The sequence below is a fragment of the Xanthomonas sp. A1809 genome, assembly GCF_017746015.1.
GTDB lineage: Bacteria > Pseudomonadota > Gammaproteobacteria > Xanthomonadales > Xanthomonadaceae > Xanthomonas > Xanthomonas euvesicatoria.
The window spans coordinates 467,401-484,242 of record NZ_JAGHWZ010000005.1 but is presented as its reverse complement, the minus strand read 5'-3'; the positions used below and the strand labels follow the sequence as shown (position 1 = coordinate 484,242).

Here is a 16,842-nt window from a genome sequence, read left to right as displayed (position 1 = left end):
GGCACGCTGAGGGCGATGCTCGATGGGCTGCTGCGCCTGTCGCGTTGGCTCTCTACTGATGGCCTGAAGGTTCCGGGCTTGTCTGCTGTTCGCTATCAGAGTCGTCGCTGACCTGCTCGGGAATGTGCACAGCGAGCTCGGGAAAGCGCGCGCGGTCTTGCGGGTGTGCGTGGACGATCAGCTCACGGGTCTTCCACATCTGCACTGCCTTGGCCAATGTCGCTACGTCGAGCGGGCTTCCTTCGTGATAAACGAACTGCCCGAGATGATCGACGATGCCCAGGTGTGCGCTCTTCTGCGCCTTCCAGTTGCTGACGTTCGTGTAGTGGCGGGCGAGGCCTTCCTCGCTCGGGTCTTCGATTCTGGGGGATGGGCCTGCCATGTCGCTTACCCGTTGCAGGAACTCAAGATCCCTGCTTTCTGCCAGCATGTCCCGCAATGCCGGAACTTGGCCGAAGGTGGTGACATCGGTAGGGCGTTTTCCTGGGAGATAGGATGGAGCACCTTCCAGAAAGGGATTTCTTTCTTCATCGATGACCGTGCTCAGCATGGCCTGTGCGGTGTCTTCGATGCGTTCGAGCGCAGCGGTACGAAGCAGTTCGCTGGCGGTCGCCGAAGAGGATGGCCCGGCGCGGTCGCCGGCAGCAGAGGGCGAGAGAGCTGGGGTGGTCGGTCCGGTCCGCCCTGGTTCGGCGGGGCGCGCAACTGGACGATGCTGGTCGAGCTGCGCTTGGAGATGCGGCGGCACCAGGATGATGCAATTGGCAGGTAATTGGGCGATCAACGAGGGCAGTCTGGAAAGGTTGACGCAACCTCGCAGATCGAGTTTTTCCAGCTGCGTCAGGCGGTGAATGTCCAGTGGCAGCGTGAGCAGGTTGCTGCAGTCTTTCAGAATCAGTCGCTTCAGTGGCGCACGGCCGCCGAAAATCGGCGGATAGTTGCGCAGCGCGGTACAGCCCCGCAAATCAAGCTCCTCCAACTTTGGCAGGTGATGGATGGCCGGGCCAAGGGCGGACAGCGGGCAGTTGCGTATCTTCAGGCTTTTCAGATTTTGCAGGTTGGCGATGGACGCCGGAAGCGATCTGATCCCGGTCCATTCCAGCCGTAGGCTCTGCAGGTTGACCAAGCCCTGGTGCTCGCCGGATGCATCGGTGCTTGCCAGGGGTTCGGGAAGTTCCGTCAATTCCGGGCAGGCGCGGATGGAGAGCTCGCGTAATCGGTTGAGGCTTGCGATGGATGCCGGTAGCGCGCGAAGCGGATTGCGTGCGAGCGTGAGTGTTTCCAGGCCCGCAAATTGCTGCATGGTGTCCGGGAGCTCCATCAACCCTGCCGCGTCGATCGTCATGTGCTGCAGATGCGAAAGACGGAATGCCTGGTCGGGAAATTGCGGCAGCGGAACTGAGCGCAGCTCCAGCGCGACCCGACCCGGTTGGGTTGCGTCCTCCAGCAGGTCGGCTGTCGCCTTCAGCGCCCGGCCTGTGCGTGTCTCGATCTGCGGGTTGTTGCTGTTGGCCTGGCGCCATGCGCTGTGCCAGTCATTGCGATCTGCGTTGTAGTGGCGTTGCCATTGCGACAGGACGTCGTGGTACGGGCGCAGCGCTGTGGAGCGCCGTAAGGGTGAAGCGCCCACGGGCGGTGGCATACGGGGGCGCACCGGCCGCAAGTGTTGCGAGTCGGTGGTGACGGAGTGGAAGCGAGCGCGTTCTATGTCGCTGAGCTGTGGCAACTGAGGCGTCCGCAAAGGATGTCCAGCCGCCTCGTTCATCCGCGCGGCGCTGCCGGATCCGCCGTAGGGAAGCGGGCGGGCGGAGGTGGTTGGCCGGCGAGAGGTCTCGGCAGCGTCAGGCATTGCTGGCGGTCGCCCGGACCGGTCGCCAGGCACATATCTGGTCAGGCCGCCGAGCATGCCGGTAGGGCGCTCGGGCGCGGGGTGTGCGGGTGGGGCAGTGCGCGCGGGCGCATCCGCATTGGACGTAGTCTGCTCCCGCAGTCCGAAAGGCGTGCCCGGCGGGCGTGGTTGATCGACGCGTCGCATTGCATTCCTCGTCTTGGCTGTCGCTCAATGACGATGATTGGCACGCAACGCGATGGGCGAATCCCGAGGCGCGAAGCCATCGTCATCATGACGAAGGATCAGCCGCGTGGCCGCATGCCGTTGTGCAGCGCTCAGACAGCGTGGCGGGGGCGGGTGCCTGGCAGGGGCTGCATGCGCCGAACCGCGTGGGATCGAGCACCACATGCTTGATCCGTCGGCGCTTCCAGGTGTAGCTGACATGCACCAACCCATCGCGGGTCTGGATCACAGCCGGATAAGAAAATTCATCATGGGCGCTGTCTTCCAGCGTCAGCACGCGTTGCCAGTGCACGCCATCGTTGGAGACGGCAACGGCCAGGGTACCGCGGCCGTCCCACCAGTCCTTGCCGGCAATGGCGGGGTTGTAGACCAGTAACGCACGGCCGTCACGCAGCATCACCGCATCGGTGCCCGAGTTCGGGTTTTCCACGTCCAGCAAGTGCATGGGCTGCCAATGCAGGCCGCCATCGAGCGAGAACGTGCTGAAAAGCTTGTTTTGCTGGCTGCGGCCCAATGCCTGCAGACGGCCATCCGGATATAGCAGCAGGCTGGGCTGGATCGCACCGATCGCCTTCGCATCGTTGAGCGGCATGCCGCGTTGCCAGTGCGCGCCGTCGTCGTCGCTCCATTCCAGGTGCGCGCGCCAGCCGCGGTCTTCGCTGCTGCTGGGCGCCAGGATGCGGCCGTTCGGCAATTGCACCGGCTTGTTCTTGATCGGCCCGAGAATGCCGTCGGGCAACCGCTGCGGTGGCGACCAGTGCGCGCCATCGTCGGTGGAAAGCAGACGCAGCCCCCACCATTGGCGCGGAGTGGGTCCGAGCTTGTAGTACAGCTGCACCGGCCCGGTGGTCGATTGGAACAACACCGGATTCCATGCCGGCACTGCAACGCCATCGACGCCTGCGTGCGCGCCATCGGCAATGCGGCGTGGTGTCTGCCATTGCTGCACGCCGCGCTGAGCCAGCCAGATGCCGACATCGGCCGCACCTTCGTGCTCGCCGCCGAACCAGGCGGCCAACAGGCGACCATCGCGCGTTTCCAGCAAGGTGGACGCGTGTGCTTGCGGGGTAGGAGCCGGGTCGGCGATGAACTCGCTGAGCACGATCGGCGAGGGCGGCGACGCAGGCGATTGGGCTTGGGCAGCAACTACACCCAGGCTTGCAGCAAGGCTCGCAACGAGGCGGCTCAGCAGGCGTGGCGGATGCATCGTGGTCCGGTCCTGTGCGAAGTTTGAAAGACCTTTTTATTATCTCTTAAATACCACGTGGTCCGTCCTTCGGGCGGCTTGGTCGAATTGCACTGCCAGACGTATAGCGATGTGGCCGCTCTGCGTCGGCCTCTACTGGCTGGCGGCACTTGGCCTGACTGGACGCGACTATGCGCACGCGCGCACGATCACACTGATGGTGCGACGTACGCTGAAGCGTGGCGATGCGAGGGTCGAGTTGCGCGCGGGCCGGCCGCTATCGGGATGGCATCGCGAGCTTGGTGTGGCGGTTTGTCAGCGGGGCGTTGCGGGGATATGACCGCGATGCGTTGTTAGCGCCGCTGGGACGGCACAACGCAGACCGCCGTGCATCCATTCACTCAGGAGTGCATTGATGGCTTTTCCAACCGCAGTCAATCCGCAGATCACCGATGCCGTCACCCAGGCCAACGTCAAGGTCGTTGGCGAAGCGCCAGCGTTTGCGATGGGTTCGATTTACCAAAGCGTGGCCCATTCGGCCGGCATCCTGTTTCAGAATGCCCTCGCTGCACAACAGCAGCAAACCCCCTTGGCGCAGGCGGCCAACAACCAAGGCGTGATGCAGACCTACGGTGTCGATACCGGCGCTTGCGCGGCAGATGTCGAGAACGTTGCGCAAGGCGGCGCCGCAGACAATCTGAACAGTCTGCTCACCGTGCTCACCTCGTTCGACACTGCAAAGTAACCGCCGATGGCGACAGCGTCACGGCTGTCGCCATGCTTGCCTGCGCAAATACCTCGCTCAGGCCGCGTTCTCGTCGCGCGCTTGCGGCGGCAGCAGCGTTTGCGGCTTCTTGGCCGATTCGGTCTGGCACAGGAACGTCATCAGGTGTGCGGCTTCGGCACTGCCCATGGGCTTGCTGTGGATCTGCTCGGCGAAGGCGTTCTGGGTGTGCTCGGCAACGGCGGGAACGGACTCTTGTGCAACGGTGGACGACGACATGCAACGCTCCTGGAACCTGCAATCAAGCCGTCTACGTCGCAAGCAAGCGCATCCGTAACGGAGTCAGCCGGTGATATTGCCTGGAATCTGTGCCGTCCGATACCTCGACGGTATGCGGGCGGCGCAGCGGCACCGGACGTTCTGATAACGGCGGCCGCGGCCAGGTCTAAAGCGCCATCGGCAGAAAACTGTTCCGGCGGTTATTTCTGATTGCGCAACAGGGCCCAAGGCGATGGGGGCGTTGTGCAAGAACGCGGCAGATCAACAGCAGGATCCGTGCCCGCGCCTGTGTGGCGCAGTAGCAACTCCGCCAGCCCATCGGTGCGACGTCTTGCATCTTGCCCATCCGGCGTGGAGCTACCCAATGGCCGGCTTTCTCCGGGATAAATCGCGCCACGCGTGGTTGGGCCGGAGAGTTCGTTTACGGAATCGCGTGTTCGTCGCAACAAGACTGGCTTGAGAGGACAGGCGCACCATCGCCGCTTCGCACCGGTTGGAGTTTGCTCATGCGTGTCCAACGATCCACTGCACAGCACCTTGTCACAGGCGATTCCGCTGCGGCCGTTGAAACGCCGCCCGCAGCGGAATCGCCGCAAGATCGACAGGGTTGGCCACTTGGGTTGAAAGTGCTGCAGACCCGGCCACTGCCCAGACGCACACGCCGCGATGAGAGCGAGCGACGAGCGCACCACGGAGACGCCAATGCCCGGGTTGCCGAAGCGGAGACCGCCTATGACGTCTTCGTGGTCGCCAAGTACGTGGCCGACCCCTTGCATGGAACCGCGGACAAAACGGCCGAATTGATCAACGACATTCCCCGCCGCGGCGAACCTGAGCAGTCCGCGGACGCTGGGGACTCGGCGCATCCACCCGAGCACTCACCGGCCGAGCATGCAGCGGCACCGGATGGCCACCACCTGCCACACCCACCGCAGAGCGCACATCCCGCACAGCCGCACGCTGCAGATGCCCCGCATGCGCCGACGCCTGAAGGGCACCATGGGCCACACGCCGACGCCGGGCATCCGGCGGATCCGCACGTGGTTGGGCATGCAGCGGAGGACGGCGTCCTGCACGCCCTTGCCGAGGAAGGCGCGCCGGCAGGCACATTCGATCTGGCGATGAGCCTGGGCATCAGCGGCGCGATGCTGCCGCTGTCGAGTCTTGCGATCTATGCCGCGTACAAGGAAACCCGCGAAGTTGCCGAGCAGCGCACGCACTTGCGGCAGCAGGAACGCCGCCTGCGCGCGGAGCAGGCGACACTGCAATCCGCCTTGGGCACGACAGCGCCTGCAGGCGCTGCCAATGCTTACGCGCATGCACTGAGCGAGGCGATCGAGACCAACGCCTACCTGCAGCGGCGAAATACGCGGGACGGCGCCATTGCCGCAACCTCCATGGCCTCGGCCGGGGTGATCTTCACCAAGGCAGCGAGCGAACTCGGCATCCAGGGCGGGCTGGCAATCGCCAGCAAGAGCGCAAATGCGGCGGGCCTGGTGGGCCACAGTGCCGCGGCCGCAGGTGCGGCCTCTGCGGCGGGCATCGCCGGCAGCTTCGTGCTCGCGCCGTTGGCGAGCGTGGCGGCCACCGCATTGGGGGGCACCTTCCTGCACCAGTCGCGTCGGGAAAGGACGCGTGTTGCCGTGGATGTCGGCAGGGTCCAGCGCTTCCTGCAAGATCTCGAACCTGGCGAACTCAGTCCTGGCGCACAGCGCTACCAGCACTTTGTGAACACCAAGTTGGGCAAGTACGACCGCTTTGCGCATCGGTTCAACCAGTGGAACAAGGGCTTTGTCGTGGGTGGAGTCACCTACACCGCCAGTACGTTGACCAAGGTCGGCGTCAGCGCGGCCGTCGTTGCCGGCGCCACGGTGGCCGCCCCGGTGGGCACCGGCCTGATCATCGGCGCAGGCCTGCTCGGTGCGGCCACGATGGGGGTCGGCAGCCATCAGTTCCTGCTGGCGCACGGCAAGCAGAAGCGCTATCGCAGGTACCAGACCGAGGACATGCCCGGCGTCGATCGCGCGCTGTTGGCGGTGGCGGATCTGTTGCCTGCACGCGAGGCGGAGGGTGCGCCATCCCGGGAAGCGCCCAACGTCGCCGACCAGTTGCCGCCAACCGCGGTGGACGTTGCACTGACGCCAGTGGCGGAGGAAGCGGAGGGGAGCGATGAAGACGATATCGTTGCAGAACCCGATCCCGGCCTGGAGCCGAAGCATCGCCAAGGCGCCTCTGCCGCAGGTGATGCGCAACCGGCGATGCCGGAACCCGCCGCTTCGACTGCCGACAGGTCGGGCGCAACAGCAGCAGATGACGTGGTGCCCCACCATGGATTCGAGTTGCGGAGCGCGCTCTACGCCTGCATCGACGGGCAGGAAAAGGCGCTGGACGCGTTTGTGCAGGCCGGTGCCGACGACCTGCAGAAATTGCATCCGGCCAAGCCGCGCTCGACGGATCCGGGCAAGGGCTCGGGTCGATCGGCACCGGCGGCGCCGCTGGGTCGGCGCATCAATGCAGCCCTGCGCGCTGCAGCGAACTATGGACGCGCGGTATTGACCGGCAAGCCGCAGGAGGCGCGAGGCAAGGCGATGCGCAGCCATGCCAAGCACAGCGCGGTGCTGACCGAAACCGCGCTTGCGCAGTGGCTGCAAACGCCCGGCTCGGTGAAGTCGCAGATTGCCTATATGCAATGCTGCCTTGAACTGCAAAAGAAGTATCTCGACGCCAAGCTCAGCGCGCAGGCGGACCTTCCGCAGCCCGACGTGCACGATGATCCGCATTCTCATGACCAAACGCCGGTGGCGACGGTCGATCAGGCTTCGGAACGTTTACTGGCGCAATTGCACCAGGTGCGCACGCGCGACGCCACCCAACAGCGCGCGATCAGCCTGATGCTGCAGGAACTGGAGATGGCCGAGCAGGAACTGGCGAGCCCAGATGTGCGAAGCCAGGCGCGCGCCGCCGCCAGGATGCCCGGTTTGCAGCAGCGCCTGATCCGGGTGCTGACCTCGAACGCGATCGTGCCGCAAGAAGGTGTTGCAGGGTTCGCCCGGTTCTGCATGAAACAGGCCCGTCAGCACACCACCCATGTGCGCGGCACGCTGCTGGCGACCGAAGTCCAGGCAGCACGCATCCGCGAACAGGCGGCTGCCGTAGCCCCTGCGTCCACCACCTGATGGCGGCTGTGCGAGCGAGCACGCGTCTGCAGCCGCCTTGCAAGACTCACTCTTTCGGCGTGAGCCACACCTGCTGCTTCAGGCCGCGCACGCTGGGGGTGGCGACATCGTCCAGGTCGAAGACCACCACCGTGTTGTCGCCCTTGCGCTGGAACGGCGCGGGGAAATACAGCGCGGTCTGCGGGCCGATGTTCCAATGGCGGCCCAGGTTGACGCCGTTGGCCCAGGCAAAGCCCTTGCCGAAGGCGCGCATGTCCAGATAGGTGTCGGTCGGCGTGCCGATGCGCAGGGCGCCGCGGTGAAACGCCGGGCCTTGCACTGCCTTGCGGGTCCAGCCGCGGATGCTGTCGGGCGTGCGCATCGGCAGCGGGAAGGCCTGCCAGCCGGTGAGCTGCTGGTTGTCCAGTAGCACCGGGTCCACCAGCCCGGCGCGGCCGTCGGCCATGCGCGTGCCGTAGTTGATGCGGCCGCTGTTTTCGACCAGCACATCCAGGGTGTGCTGGCCTGCAGGAATCTCTACCTCAAGCGACACCTGCTGCAAACGCCGCTCAACGCTGCCGACCGGCCGTTGATCCACGTACACGCGTGCCACATCGCGCACGTCGCCCAGATACAGCGGGCCCTTGCGCGGGCCAGTGACCGTGGTGCGGTAGAGGATGTAGCCATAATCCTGGCCGAACTGTTCCATCGGCTGCGGGGTGTCGATGGCGATCGGCGCGGGCAGGTTGTCCCAGAGCGAGGCCGATTCGCGCAGCGGCGTGGCCGGCAGCGTGGCGGTGGCGATCGGTGCCGGTAATGCGGGCGGTTGCACGCCGGTCACGCGGGCGATGGCATCGCGCATCAACGCGAATTTGGGCGTGGGGTGGCCGGCTTCGTCGAGGATGGCGTCGTAGTCGTAACTGGTGGTCTGCGGCGCGTAGTGGTCGCTGGGATTGTTCTGGAAATTGGCGCCATTCATGAAGCCGAAACTGGTGCCGCCGATGAACATGTAGAGATTGGCCGAGTGGCCCTGGCGCAGGATCCACTCGAACTCGTCGGCCTGTTGCCTGGCATCGGTTGCGGCATGCGGCTTGCCCCAATGGTCGAACCACCCGGCCCAGTATTCGCCGACCATGCGCGGTTGATCGGGGCGGAACTTGATCAGTTTGTCGAATGCGCTCTTGGCCTCGCCGGGTGCGAAGTTCACCACCGCCAGGGTGTCGGGCAAGGTGCCGTTGGCGAGCATGTCGGCGCCATCGGAGGTGAACAGCAAGGCCTTGTCGAAGCCAGCCTTGACGTACATGGCGCGGTTGTCGGCCATGTAGGCGTGATCGTCGGCGTAGGAGCCGTATTCGTTCTCGACCTGCACGGCGATGATCGGCCCGCCGTTATGGTTGAGCAGCGGCTGCACCTGTTTGGCCAACGCATCCAGATAGGACTGGCTGGCGCCGAGAAAGCGCGGATCGCGGCTGCGGACGCGAATATTGCCCTTGCCGAACAACCAGGCCGGGTAGCCGCCGGCTTCCCACTCCGCACAGGCGTAAGGGCCGGGCCGCAGGATGACGTTGAGGCCCTGCGCGGCGGCTTCGCGCACGAACGCGGCCACATCGTTGTTGCCGGAAAAATCGAACTGGCCTTGCTGCGGTTCCACCAGATTCCAGAACACGTAGGTTTCTACGGTGTTCAAGCCCAGGGCACGCGCTTTTTGCAGGCGGTCTTTCCAGTAGGCGCGCGGAATGCGCTGGAAATGGATGGCGCCGGAGAGCAGCTGGTACGGCTTGCCGTCGCGCACGAATTGCGTGCCCTGCATGCCGAAGGCGGGCCAGGGCTCGGGTGTGGTAGCGGCGGCGGGTAGCGCGAGCGCCAGGGCCAGAACCAGGGGAGCAAGAGTGGTACGCAGCATGGAGGTCTCGATGTAGGTGGGCCGGTGGTGCGGGTGGATGGCAGGCGGCGGTGTTTGCGTTCTGCCCTCATCCGCCCTGCGGGCACCTTCTCCCGCTTGCGGGAGAAGGAAGAGCAATACCCGCTTGCGGGAGAAGGAAGAGCAATGCCCGCTTGCGGGAGAAGGGAAGAGCAATCCCCGCCTGCGGAATGAGAAAGCAACTTCCACTGGCGAATGAACAAGCGATCCCTGTTTGCGTACACGGGAAAGGGCGTTCCCCATTCGCGCAGCAAGAACCGAACGCGCCGCTCGTGCAAGCGACGTACTGGCATTACGCGAACGACGGTGGCAGATCCTTCTTGTCTGCGCCGAAGGCCGGGTTAGGCTTGGGCCCCATCGCAAACTCCAGCGTGCCGCCGGCGGCGAGCTCGGTGTGACGTAGCCAGGCGCGGGTGAGCGATTTGCCGTTGAAGGTCAGCGACTGCACATAGACGTTCTGCGCGCTGTTGTCCTTGGCCACGATGCGCAGCGTGCGGCCATTGCCCACGTCCAGCGTGGCACGCTTGAACAAGGGGCTGCCCACGATGTAGTTGCCGCTGACCGGGTCCACCGCATACAGCCCCAGTGCACTGAGCACGAACCAGGCGCTCATCTGCCCGCAGTCTTCGTTGCCGGACAGGCCGTTGCGCGCGTCGTGATACTGCTCGCGCAGCAACCGGCGCACCATTGCCTGGGTCTTGTACGGCTGGCCGGCATAGGCGAACAGATACGCCACATGGTGGCTGGGCTCGTTGCCATGCGCGTACTGGCCGACCATGCCGTCGATATCCGGCGGTGCATCGGCGGGCAGTTCGGAACTGGTGGAAAACAGCTCGTCCAGCTTGGCGACGAAACCGTCGCGGCCGCCGTACAACTCCATGTAGCCGTACAGATCGTGCTGGTTGAGGAAGGTGGCCTGCCAGGCGTTGGATTCGGTGAAATCGCGCCACTTGGCGATGTGGCCCATGCCGCGCGGGTCGAACGGTGTGGCCCAACTGCCGTCGGCAAGCCGTGCCTGCACGAAGCCGCTGTCGCGATTGAACACATTGCGGTAGTTGCGCGAGCGTTCGCGCAATGCGCGTGCATCGGCGCTGGCGCCGGCGGCCTGCGCCAGGTGTGCGCAGGCCCAGTCGTCGTAGGCGTATTCGAGCGTGCGGCTGACCGATTCGTCCACTTTGTCTGCGGGGATGTAACCGAGCGTGCGGTACTCGCCCAGGCCGTGGGTGGTGTCGTCCATCGCACGCTTGCGATACGCCGGCCAGGCGGCCTTGTAGTCGATCCCGGTAAAGCCCTTGGCATGCGCCTCGGCCAGCACCACGGCGGAGTGATAGCCGATCATGCAGCCGGTCTCCACGCCCTGCAGCGGCCAGATGCCCACGCCGTCCGGGCATTCGTTGGCGCCGCGCACCAGGCATTGCACCAGGTCCGGCACGCGCTCGGGCTGGACCAGCGTGAGCAGTGGATGGGCGGCGCGGTAGGTGTCCCACAGCGAGTAGGTGCTGTAGTTGTTGTAGCCCTTCGGCGCGGTGTGGATCTGCAGGTCCATGCCGCGATAGCGGTTGTCCACATCGGAGAACAGCGTGGGCGCCAGCAGGCTGTGATACAGGCCGGTGTAGAAGATGCGCCGTTGCGCGTCGTCATCGCTGTCGATGCGCACGCGGGCCAGTTCCTTTTCCCAGGCGGCGACCGCTTGCGCATGCACGCGCGCGAAGTCGAAGTCCGGCAATTCGGCGTCCAGATTGGCCAATGCATTGTCGGCGCTGACGGCCGAGATGCCGACCTTGATCAGCAGCGGGGCATCGGCGGCATCGGGGTAATGCAACGCGGCCTTGAGGTGGGTGCCGTCGGTGCTGCGCGTGCCGGCGGGCAGCGGTTGGTCTTCGTTGTACAGCTGCACGTGCTTGAACGGGCGCGACAGGCGCATGGCGAAATAGATGTAGCGGCCCTTGGCCCATTGGTAGACGCGGCGTCCGCCGGTGAGGGTGCGTTCGTCGACCACGCGCAGCTGCGCATCGCTCACGCGGGTGGCAATTTCCGGCTTGTCCTGCATGCCGTGGCACAGGTCGAGCAACACGTGCGCGGGTTTGCCCTTGGGGAAGTGATAGCGGTGCAGGCCGGCCCGCGCGGTGGCGGTGAGTTCGGCATGCACGCCGCTGTCCTTGAGGCGCACGCGGTAGTAACCGGGCGATGCGGCTTCGTCGGCGTGGTCGTAGCGCGAGCGGTAGCCGGCATCCGGGGTGTCGAGCGGGCCGGGCACCAGTTTGACCTCGCCGGTGGCGGGCACCAGCAGGACGTCCAGCATGTCGCCGATGCCGGTGCCGGACAGGTGCGTGTGCGAGAAGCCCATGATCGAGCCATCGGACTCGTGATACCCCGAGCACGAATCCCACACCGCGTTATAGGTGTCCGGGCTGAGCTGCACCATGCCGAATGGCAGCGTGGCGCCGGGGAAGGTATGACCGTGGCCGCCGGTGCCGATGAACACATCCACATGCCGGGTGAGGTCGGCGCGGGCACGCGCGTCGGCCGGAAGCGCGTAATTGCCGGCGCGCGCGCGCGCCAGGCCGGGCAGACCGACGCTGCCAAACAGGGCTGCGGCGATGGCGCCTTGGAGAAAACCGCGTCGTGTTGCCATGTGTGTGATCTCTGATGTCGCGAGGTGGGTGCGCCGTACCCTCATCCGCCCTTCGGGCACCTTCTCCCCATGAAGGGGACCGAGGTCCCGATGGGAGAAGGGAAGGTCAGGCGCTACGCAGCAGCTGGGGTTTGCGTTGATGCAGGTCGATGATCAGTTCGCCGAACAAGGTATTGGCCCAGGCGAACCAGTCGCGGGTGAAGGTGCTCGGGTTGTCCTTGTCGAAGGCCTCGTGCATGAAGCCGGTGCCGGCATGCGTGGTTTTCAGCCACTGCAGGCATTGGCGCAGTTGCGTGTCGTCGTCGCTGGCCAGCGCGTATTGAATGATCGACATCGGCCAGATCGTGCCCATGCCGCTGTGCGGGCTGCCGACGCCTTCGGCCGCTTTGCCGCGCGAGAAATACGGGTTGCGTTCGCTCCAGGCCAGCTGGCGCGTGCGCAGGAACACCGGGTCGGCGCGATCGCAGCAGCCCAGGTAGGCCAGGCTGAGCAGACCGGGTGCGTTGGCGTCGTCAATGAATAACTGGTTACCGAAGCCGTCCACTTCGAAGGCCCAGTACGCCTGCCCGTCGGCATCGCGCTGCTGGCCGAACTGGCGGGTGGCGGTTTCCACTTCGTCGGCCAGTGCGGTGCACTCGGCGGCAAAGGCGGTGTCGCGATGCAAGGCCGTGCTCATCGTGGCCAGCTGCCGCAGCGAGGTGACTGCGAACAGGTTGGCCGGCACGAACAATGGAAACACGCAGGCATCGTCGGAGGGGCGGAACATCGAGTGGATCATGCCGTTGGGCTTGGTCGGCTGGCCGTAGCCTTCCAGCACCAGGGTTTCGGTGGCCAGTGGCGAGGGCCGCTGGAACACGTACGGGCCGCGGTTGTCCTTGCGCTGCTGCGCGCGGAAGGTCTTGACCACCACGTGCATTGCCGCGCGCCAGTCGTCGTCGAACGGTGCGGTGTCGCCGGTGGCGCGCCAGTATTCGTGCGCAATGCGGATGGGGTAGCACAGCGAATCCACTTCCCACTTGCGCTCGCCCACGCCCGGCTTCATTTCGGTGATGTCGTTGAGCGACCACTTCAGGCGCTGGGTCTGGCCGTCGGGCAGGAACGCGTTGGCATAGGGGTCGAGCGTGATGCACGCAGCCTGGCGCTGGATCAGGCCATGGAACATGCGCCGCAACGCCGGGTCGCGCCTGGCCAGCGGCACGTACGGGTGCACCTGCGCGGAGGAGTCGCGCAGCCACATCGCGTGGATGTCGCCGGTGATGACGAAGGTGTCCGGCTTGCCGTTGCGGGTGCCGGTTTCCACGGTGGTGTCGAGCGTGTTGGGGTAACAGTTCTCGAACAGCCAGGCCAGTTCGGGGTCGGCGATGCGCGCCTTGATCTGCGCGATCTGCTGCTCGACCGCCTTGCTGACGAAGCGGCGCTGCGCCCTGGGCGGACGCTTGCTGACAAAGCGGCCGGCTGCACTGGACGCGCCGGTGGCGGGCGCGGCCGCGAACGCGGGCAGGGCGCTGGCCAGCAGGCCGGCACCGGCGCTAGCGCCGAGCAACTGAAGGATGTCGCGGCGGGTATGCATGACCTGGAACTCCTTGGATGTCGACAGCAGGCCCGCACGCCAGTGCCGCTCCAGGGCCGCGCGACCTGCCGGCTGAGGATGAGACCTATGCATGACCAATTCCCGATGACCATACAACGTGTGCGCCGAATGTGCATAGTGCGGTCGCACAATTCGTTGCCGCATGTGGACTATTCGATGGCGCAGTCGCGGTCCGGTCCGCGGTCTGCCCTTCTGGATGCGGGCCGCAAACCGCCTTCGACAACGCCACGCTGGGCACCACGACCTCCGGCCTGCAGCCCGCACGTCGGCACTCGTCCGGCCGCCCTCCAGCGGCATCGTCAGTGCCGATCAACACGCCGACGGGGCGCGTCGGCATGCTCGTCGCTGCCTCCGGCAGCCATGGTGCCTCGTCGACACGCCATCGACACGCGCGCCGCTGTTGTCCATCTGCTCCGGCATGGCCGGCGACTGCGTACGTCAGCGCGATGCGGCGCCTACTTCGGCAACGGCGAACGCCCCGAGATCGAGAACGCCGCCGTGTCGCCGGCCGCGCCGGTACCTGGCTGCCCGCCGCCGACGAACAACGTGTAGTTGCCGGCTTCCACCGCGCGCTGCCCGCTGCGATCCACGTCGCTCAACGCGCGTGCATCCAGGTTGAAGGTCAGCGTGCGTTGCTCGCCCGCTGCAAGATGCACGCGCTGAAAACCGACCAGGCTGCGCAACGGGGACTGCGGACGGTCCGGATATTGCAGATACACCTGCGCCACTTCGTCGCCGGCACGTGCACCGGTATTGCGCACGGTCGTGGTTACCTGCAGCGAACTGCCGGCTTGCAGCGTGGTGGTGGACAGCTGCGGCGCGTCATAGGCAAAGCGGGTGTAGCTCAGGCCATAGCCGAACGCAAACAGCGGCTCGCCCTTGAAGTAACGGTAGGTGCGGCCCTTCATGTCGTAGCTGACGTAGGCCGGCAGGTCCTTGGTGGAGCGGTAGAAGGTCACCGGCAGGCGACCGCCGGGATTGTCGTCGCCGGCCAGCATGCGCGCGATCGCGGTGCCGCCGGACTGGCCCGGGTACCACGCGGCCACGATCGCATCGGCATGCGTCTTGGCCCAGTTCAAGGCCACCGCGCTGCCGCTCATCAGCACCACCACCAGCGGTTTGCCGGACGCCTTTGCCCGTTCGAGCAGCGCTTGCTGCGGGGCGGGCAGGGCGATGTCGTTGCGGTCGCCACCGTCGAAGCCGGGAACATCGATCCGCAACTCTTCGCCTTCCACATCCGGCGACAGGCCAACGAAGGCGACCACAGCGTCTGCCTGTGCCACGGCCTGCTCGGCTTCGGCCAGTTGCGCGGCGGCAGGAGCCAGCCATTCCAGGCGCACGCCCTGATCCTGGCCGCGATGCTCCATTTCCAGGCGAATCTTGCGTGGGCGGGTGTCGTCGAAATGCAGCACGGTTTCCACGCTCCGGCCGTCGGCGTTGTGCATGCCGGCCGGCACGTGCTTGTCTTCGGCGTTGCCGGCAACCACCAGCTTGTCGTCGATATACAGGCGTACCGGGTCGTGCCCGCTGCAGTCGAAGCAACGCGCCACGCGCACTGCCAGGGTGTAATCGCCAGCGCTGGGTGGCAGCAGCTCGCCGCTCCAGCGCACGGCATAGCGGTCGGCCGGTACGCCCTTTGCCGGGGCGACCTGATCCCAGTTGAAGCTCACCGTGCGGTCCTGCCGCACCACGCGTGCAGCACCGCTCATGTCGACGTTGTCGAAATATTCGCCACGCAGTCCCGGCTTGCCATCGCTGCGCAGTGCCGTCTCCGGGATCATGCCGGGCACGCCGGCAGCCAACGGTGCGCCTTGTGCGTAGCTCACCTGCTGCGCACCGAAGCGCTGACGCAGGCCCAGCAGCGGCGTCACCGGCGCGGACGAGGTGCCCTGGTAGTTGGCCTCCAATGCAGCCAGTGCGTCCGCATTCGGGCCGATCACCGCCAGCCGCGTGCCGGCCTTGAGCGGCAACGTGTTGGCATCGTTCTTCAGCAGCACAATCGACTCGGCGGCCGCCTGCAAGGCCAGCGCACGATGCGCCGCGTTGTCCACGTCCTTCGCGCCGAGCCGCGCGTACGGGTCCTTGCGCGGGGCCTCCAGCTCGCCCAGGCGGTAGCGGGCGGCAAACAGGCGCACCAGCGATTGGTCGAGCAAGGCTTCGTCCACTTCGCCGCGCGCGATCGCCGTGCCGAGTTCGCGATAGGCATGCCCGCAGTTGAGATCGTGCCCGGCCTTGAGCGCGGCGGCCGACGAGCCGGCGTTGTCCGGGCGGAAATAATGGAACTGGGTCATGTCGTCGACCGCATCGCAATCGGACACCACAAAGCCCTTGAAGCCCCAGTCGCCGCGCACGCGGCCGTTGAGCAACCAGTCGGCCGCGCACGCCGGGGTGCCGTGCAGCGAGTTGTACGCACACATCACCGAGCCGGCCTGTCCTTCGACGATGGCAGCGCGGAAGGCCGGCGTATAGGTCGCTTCCACATCGCGTGGCGAGACATCCACATCGAAGCCATGCCGGCCCGGCTCGGGGCCGCTGTGCACCGCGATGTGCTTGGGCGTGGCGATCGTGCGTGGATGGTTGAGGTCCTCGCCCTGCAGGCCGCGGATAAAGCCCACCGCCATCTGCCCGGTGAGAAACGGATCTTCGCCGTAGGTTTCCATGCCACGGCCCCAGCGCGGGTCGCGGAAGATGTTGATGTTGGGCGACCAGATGGTAAGACCGGCGTAGCGTTTATGGTTCTTGCCCGGACCACCGGCCTGGTTGAACTTGGCGCGCGCTTCGGTGGACACCACCGTGCCCACCTGCTGCATCAGGCGGGTATTCCAGCTCGCCGCCAGGCCAATCGACTGCGGAAACACCGTGGCGTAGCCGTTGCGCGCGATGCCGTGCAGGCCTTCGCTCCACCACTCGTAGGCGGGGATGCCCAGGCGCGGAATCGCCGGTGCATCGTTCATGGCCTGGGCCACTTTTTCTTCGCAGCTCATTTGCGCGACCAGGGCGGCGGCGCGCTGTTCGGGCGTTGCATCGGTGTTTTTTGCGGCCACTGCCGGTGCAGCGATGAGCGGCAGGGCCAGGCTCACACTGAGTGCAGCGGCAAGACGGCACGGAAAGACGGACAACGACATCGGTTCACTCCTGCGCGGCGGCCATGGCCGTCACGCGTTGCGCTTGGGTCGCCCGCAGTGATGCTGCGGGCAGTGGTCATTACAAATCGCTGACTGCCTTGCGTGCGATGCATTGCATGGAGCCGTCAGCGCTACATGCGGTCTTCGCGGAT

The 16,842-nt window shown here is 65.8% G+C and carries 9 protein-coding genes; 2 read left to right on the top strand and 7 right to left on the bottom strand.

Annotation, left to right across the window (positions count from 1 at the left end; genetic code table 11):
- Positions 1-52: 52 nt before the first annotated feature.
- Entirely contained in the window at positions 53-1,765 is a 1,713-nt protein-coding gene (gene xopL, locus J7396_RS08460; RefSeq protein ID WP_209261415.1) for a type III secretion system leucine-rich repeat domain-containing effector XopL, read from the bottom strand.
- Between the two features lie 355 nt (positions 1,766-2,120).
- Complete coding sequence (locus tag J7396_RS08455; protein ID WP_209261295.1) at positions 2,121-3,281, bottom strand: sialidase family protein; 1,161 nt, start codon at positions 3,279-3,281, stop codon at positions 2,121-2,123.
- A 394-nt stretch (positions 3,282-3,675) separates the two neighbouring features.
- Here J7396_RS08455 and J7396_RS08450 point away from each other — a divergent pair, with 394 nt between their 5' ends.
- Positions 3,676-4,005 (top strand): RebB family R body protein, encoded by a 330-nt coding sequence (locus J7396_RS08450; protein ID WP_029819972.1) that lies wholly within the window; start codon positions 3,676-3,678, stop codon positions 4,003-4,005.
- Between the two features lie 57 nt (positions 4,006-4,062).
- Here the strand turns inward: J7396_RS08450 and J7396_RS08445 are convergent, their stop codons facing one another.
- The gene (locus tag J7396_RS08445; protein WP_008572048.1) at positions 4,063-4,263 is read right to left on the bottom strand and encodes a hypothetical protein; all 201 of its coding nucleotides are present in this window, start codon (positions 4,261-4,263) and stop codon (positions 4,063-4,065) included.
- Between the two features lie 506 nt (positions 4,264-4,769).
- On the opposite strand from J7396_RS08445, the gene xopK reads away from it, so the two are divergent.
- Complete coding sequence (xopK, locus tag J7396_RS08440) at positions 4,770-7,439, top strand: type III secretion system effector XopK (protein WP_280515024.1); 2,670 nt, start codon at positions 4,770-4,772, stop codon at positions 7,437-7,439.
- A gap of 46 nt (positions 7,440-7,485) precedes the next feature.
- Here xopK and J7396_RS08435 read toward each other — a convergent pair whose 3' ends face one another.
- From J7396_RS08435 to J7396_RS08420, 4 genes are all read right to left on the bottom strand, one after another.
- On the bottom strand, positions 7,486-9,321 hold the full coding sequence (locus J7396_RS08435; protein ID WP_209261294.1) for a beta-galactosidase family protein: 1,836 nt from the start codon (positions 9,319-9,321) through the stop codon (positions 7,486-7,488).
- A gap of 310 nt (positions 9,322-9,631) precedes the next feature.
- On the bottom strand, positions 9,632-11,974 hold the full coding sequence (locus J7396_RS08430) for a GH92 family glycosyl hydrolase (RefSeq protein ID WP_209261293.1): 2,343 nt from the start codon (positions 11,972-11,974) through the stop codon (positions 9,632-9,634).
- Between the two features lie 106 nt (positions 11,975-12,080).
- Positions 12,081-13,544, bottom strand: coding sequence for a glycoside hydrolase family 125 protein (locus J7396_RS08425; protein ID WP_209261292.1), 1,464 nt, complete (start codon positions 13,542-13,544; stop codon positions 12,081-12,083).
- A 476-nt stretch (positions 13,545-14,020) separates the two neighbouring features.
- Complete coding sequence (locus tag J7396_RS08420) at positions 14,021-16,690, bottom strand: glycoside hydrolase family 3 C-terminal domain-containing protein (RefSeq protein WP_209261291.1); 2,670 nt, start codon at positions 16,688-16,690, stop codon at positions 14,021-14,023.
- Positions 16,691-16,842 lie beyond the last annotated feature (152 nt).

Excerpts from the sequence above, each read along its gene's own strand:
- J7396_RS08450 (WP_029819972.1), top strand. The coding sequence starts at position 3,676 with ATGGCTTTTCCAACCGCAGTCAATCCGCAGATCACCGATGCCGTCACC.
- J7396_RS08455 (WP_209261295.1), bottom strand. The coding sequence starts at position 3,281 with ATGCATCCGCCACGCCTGCTGAGCCGCCTCGTTGCGAGCCTTGCTGCA.
- xopL (WP_209261415.1), bottom strand. The coding sequence starts at position 1,765 with ATGAACGAGGCGGCTGGACATCCTTTGCGGACGCCTCAGTTGCCACAG.
- J7396_RS08430 (WP_209261293.1), bottom strand. The coding sequence starts at position 11,974 with ATGGCAACACGACGCGGTTTTCTCCAAGGCGCCATCGCCGCAGCCCTG.
- J7396_RS08425 (WP_209261292.1), bottom strand. The coding sequence starts at position 13,544 with ATGCATACCCGCCGCGACATCCTTCAGTTGCTCGGCGCTAGCGCCGGT.
- J7396_RS08445 (WP_008572048.1), bottom strand. The coding sequence starts at position 4,263 with ATGTCGTCGTCCACCGTTGCACAAGAGTCCGTTCCCGCCGTTGCCGAG.
- J7396_RS08435 (WP_209261294.1), bottom strand. The coding sequence starts at position 9,321 with ATGCTGCGTACCACTCTTGCTCCCCTGGTTCTGGCCCTGGCGCTCGCG.
- xopK (WP_280515024.1), top strand. The coding sequence starts at position 4,770 with ATGCGTGTCCAACGATCCACTGCACAGCACCTTGTCACAGGCGATTCC.
- J7396_RS08420 (WP_209261291.1), bottom strand. The coding sequence starts at position 16,690 with ATGTCGTTGTCCGTCTTTCCGTGCCGTCTTGCCGCTGCACTCAGTGTG.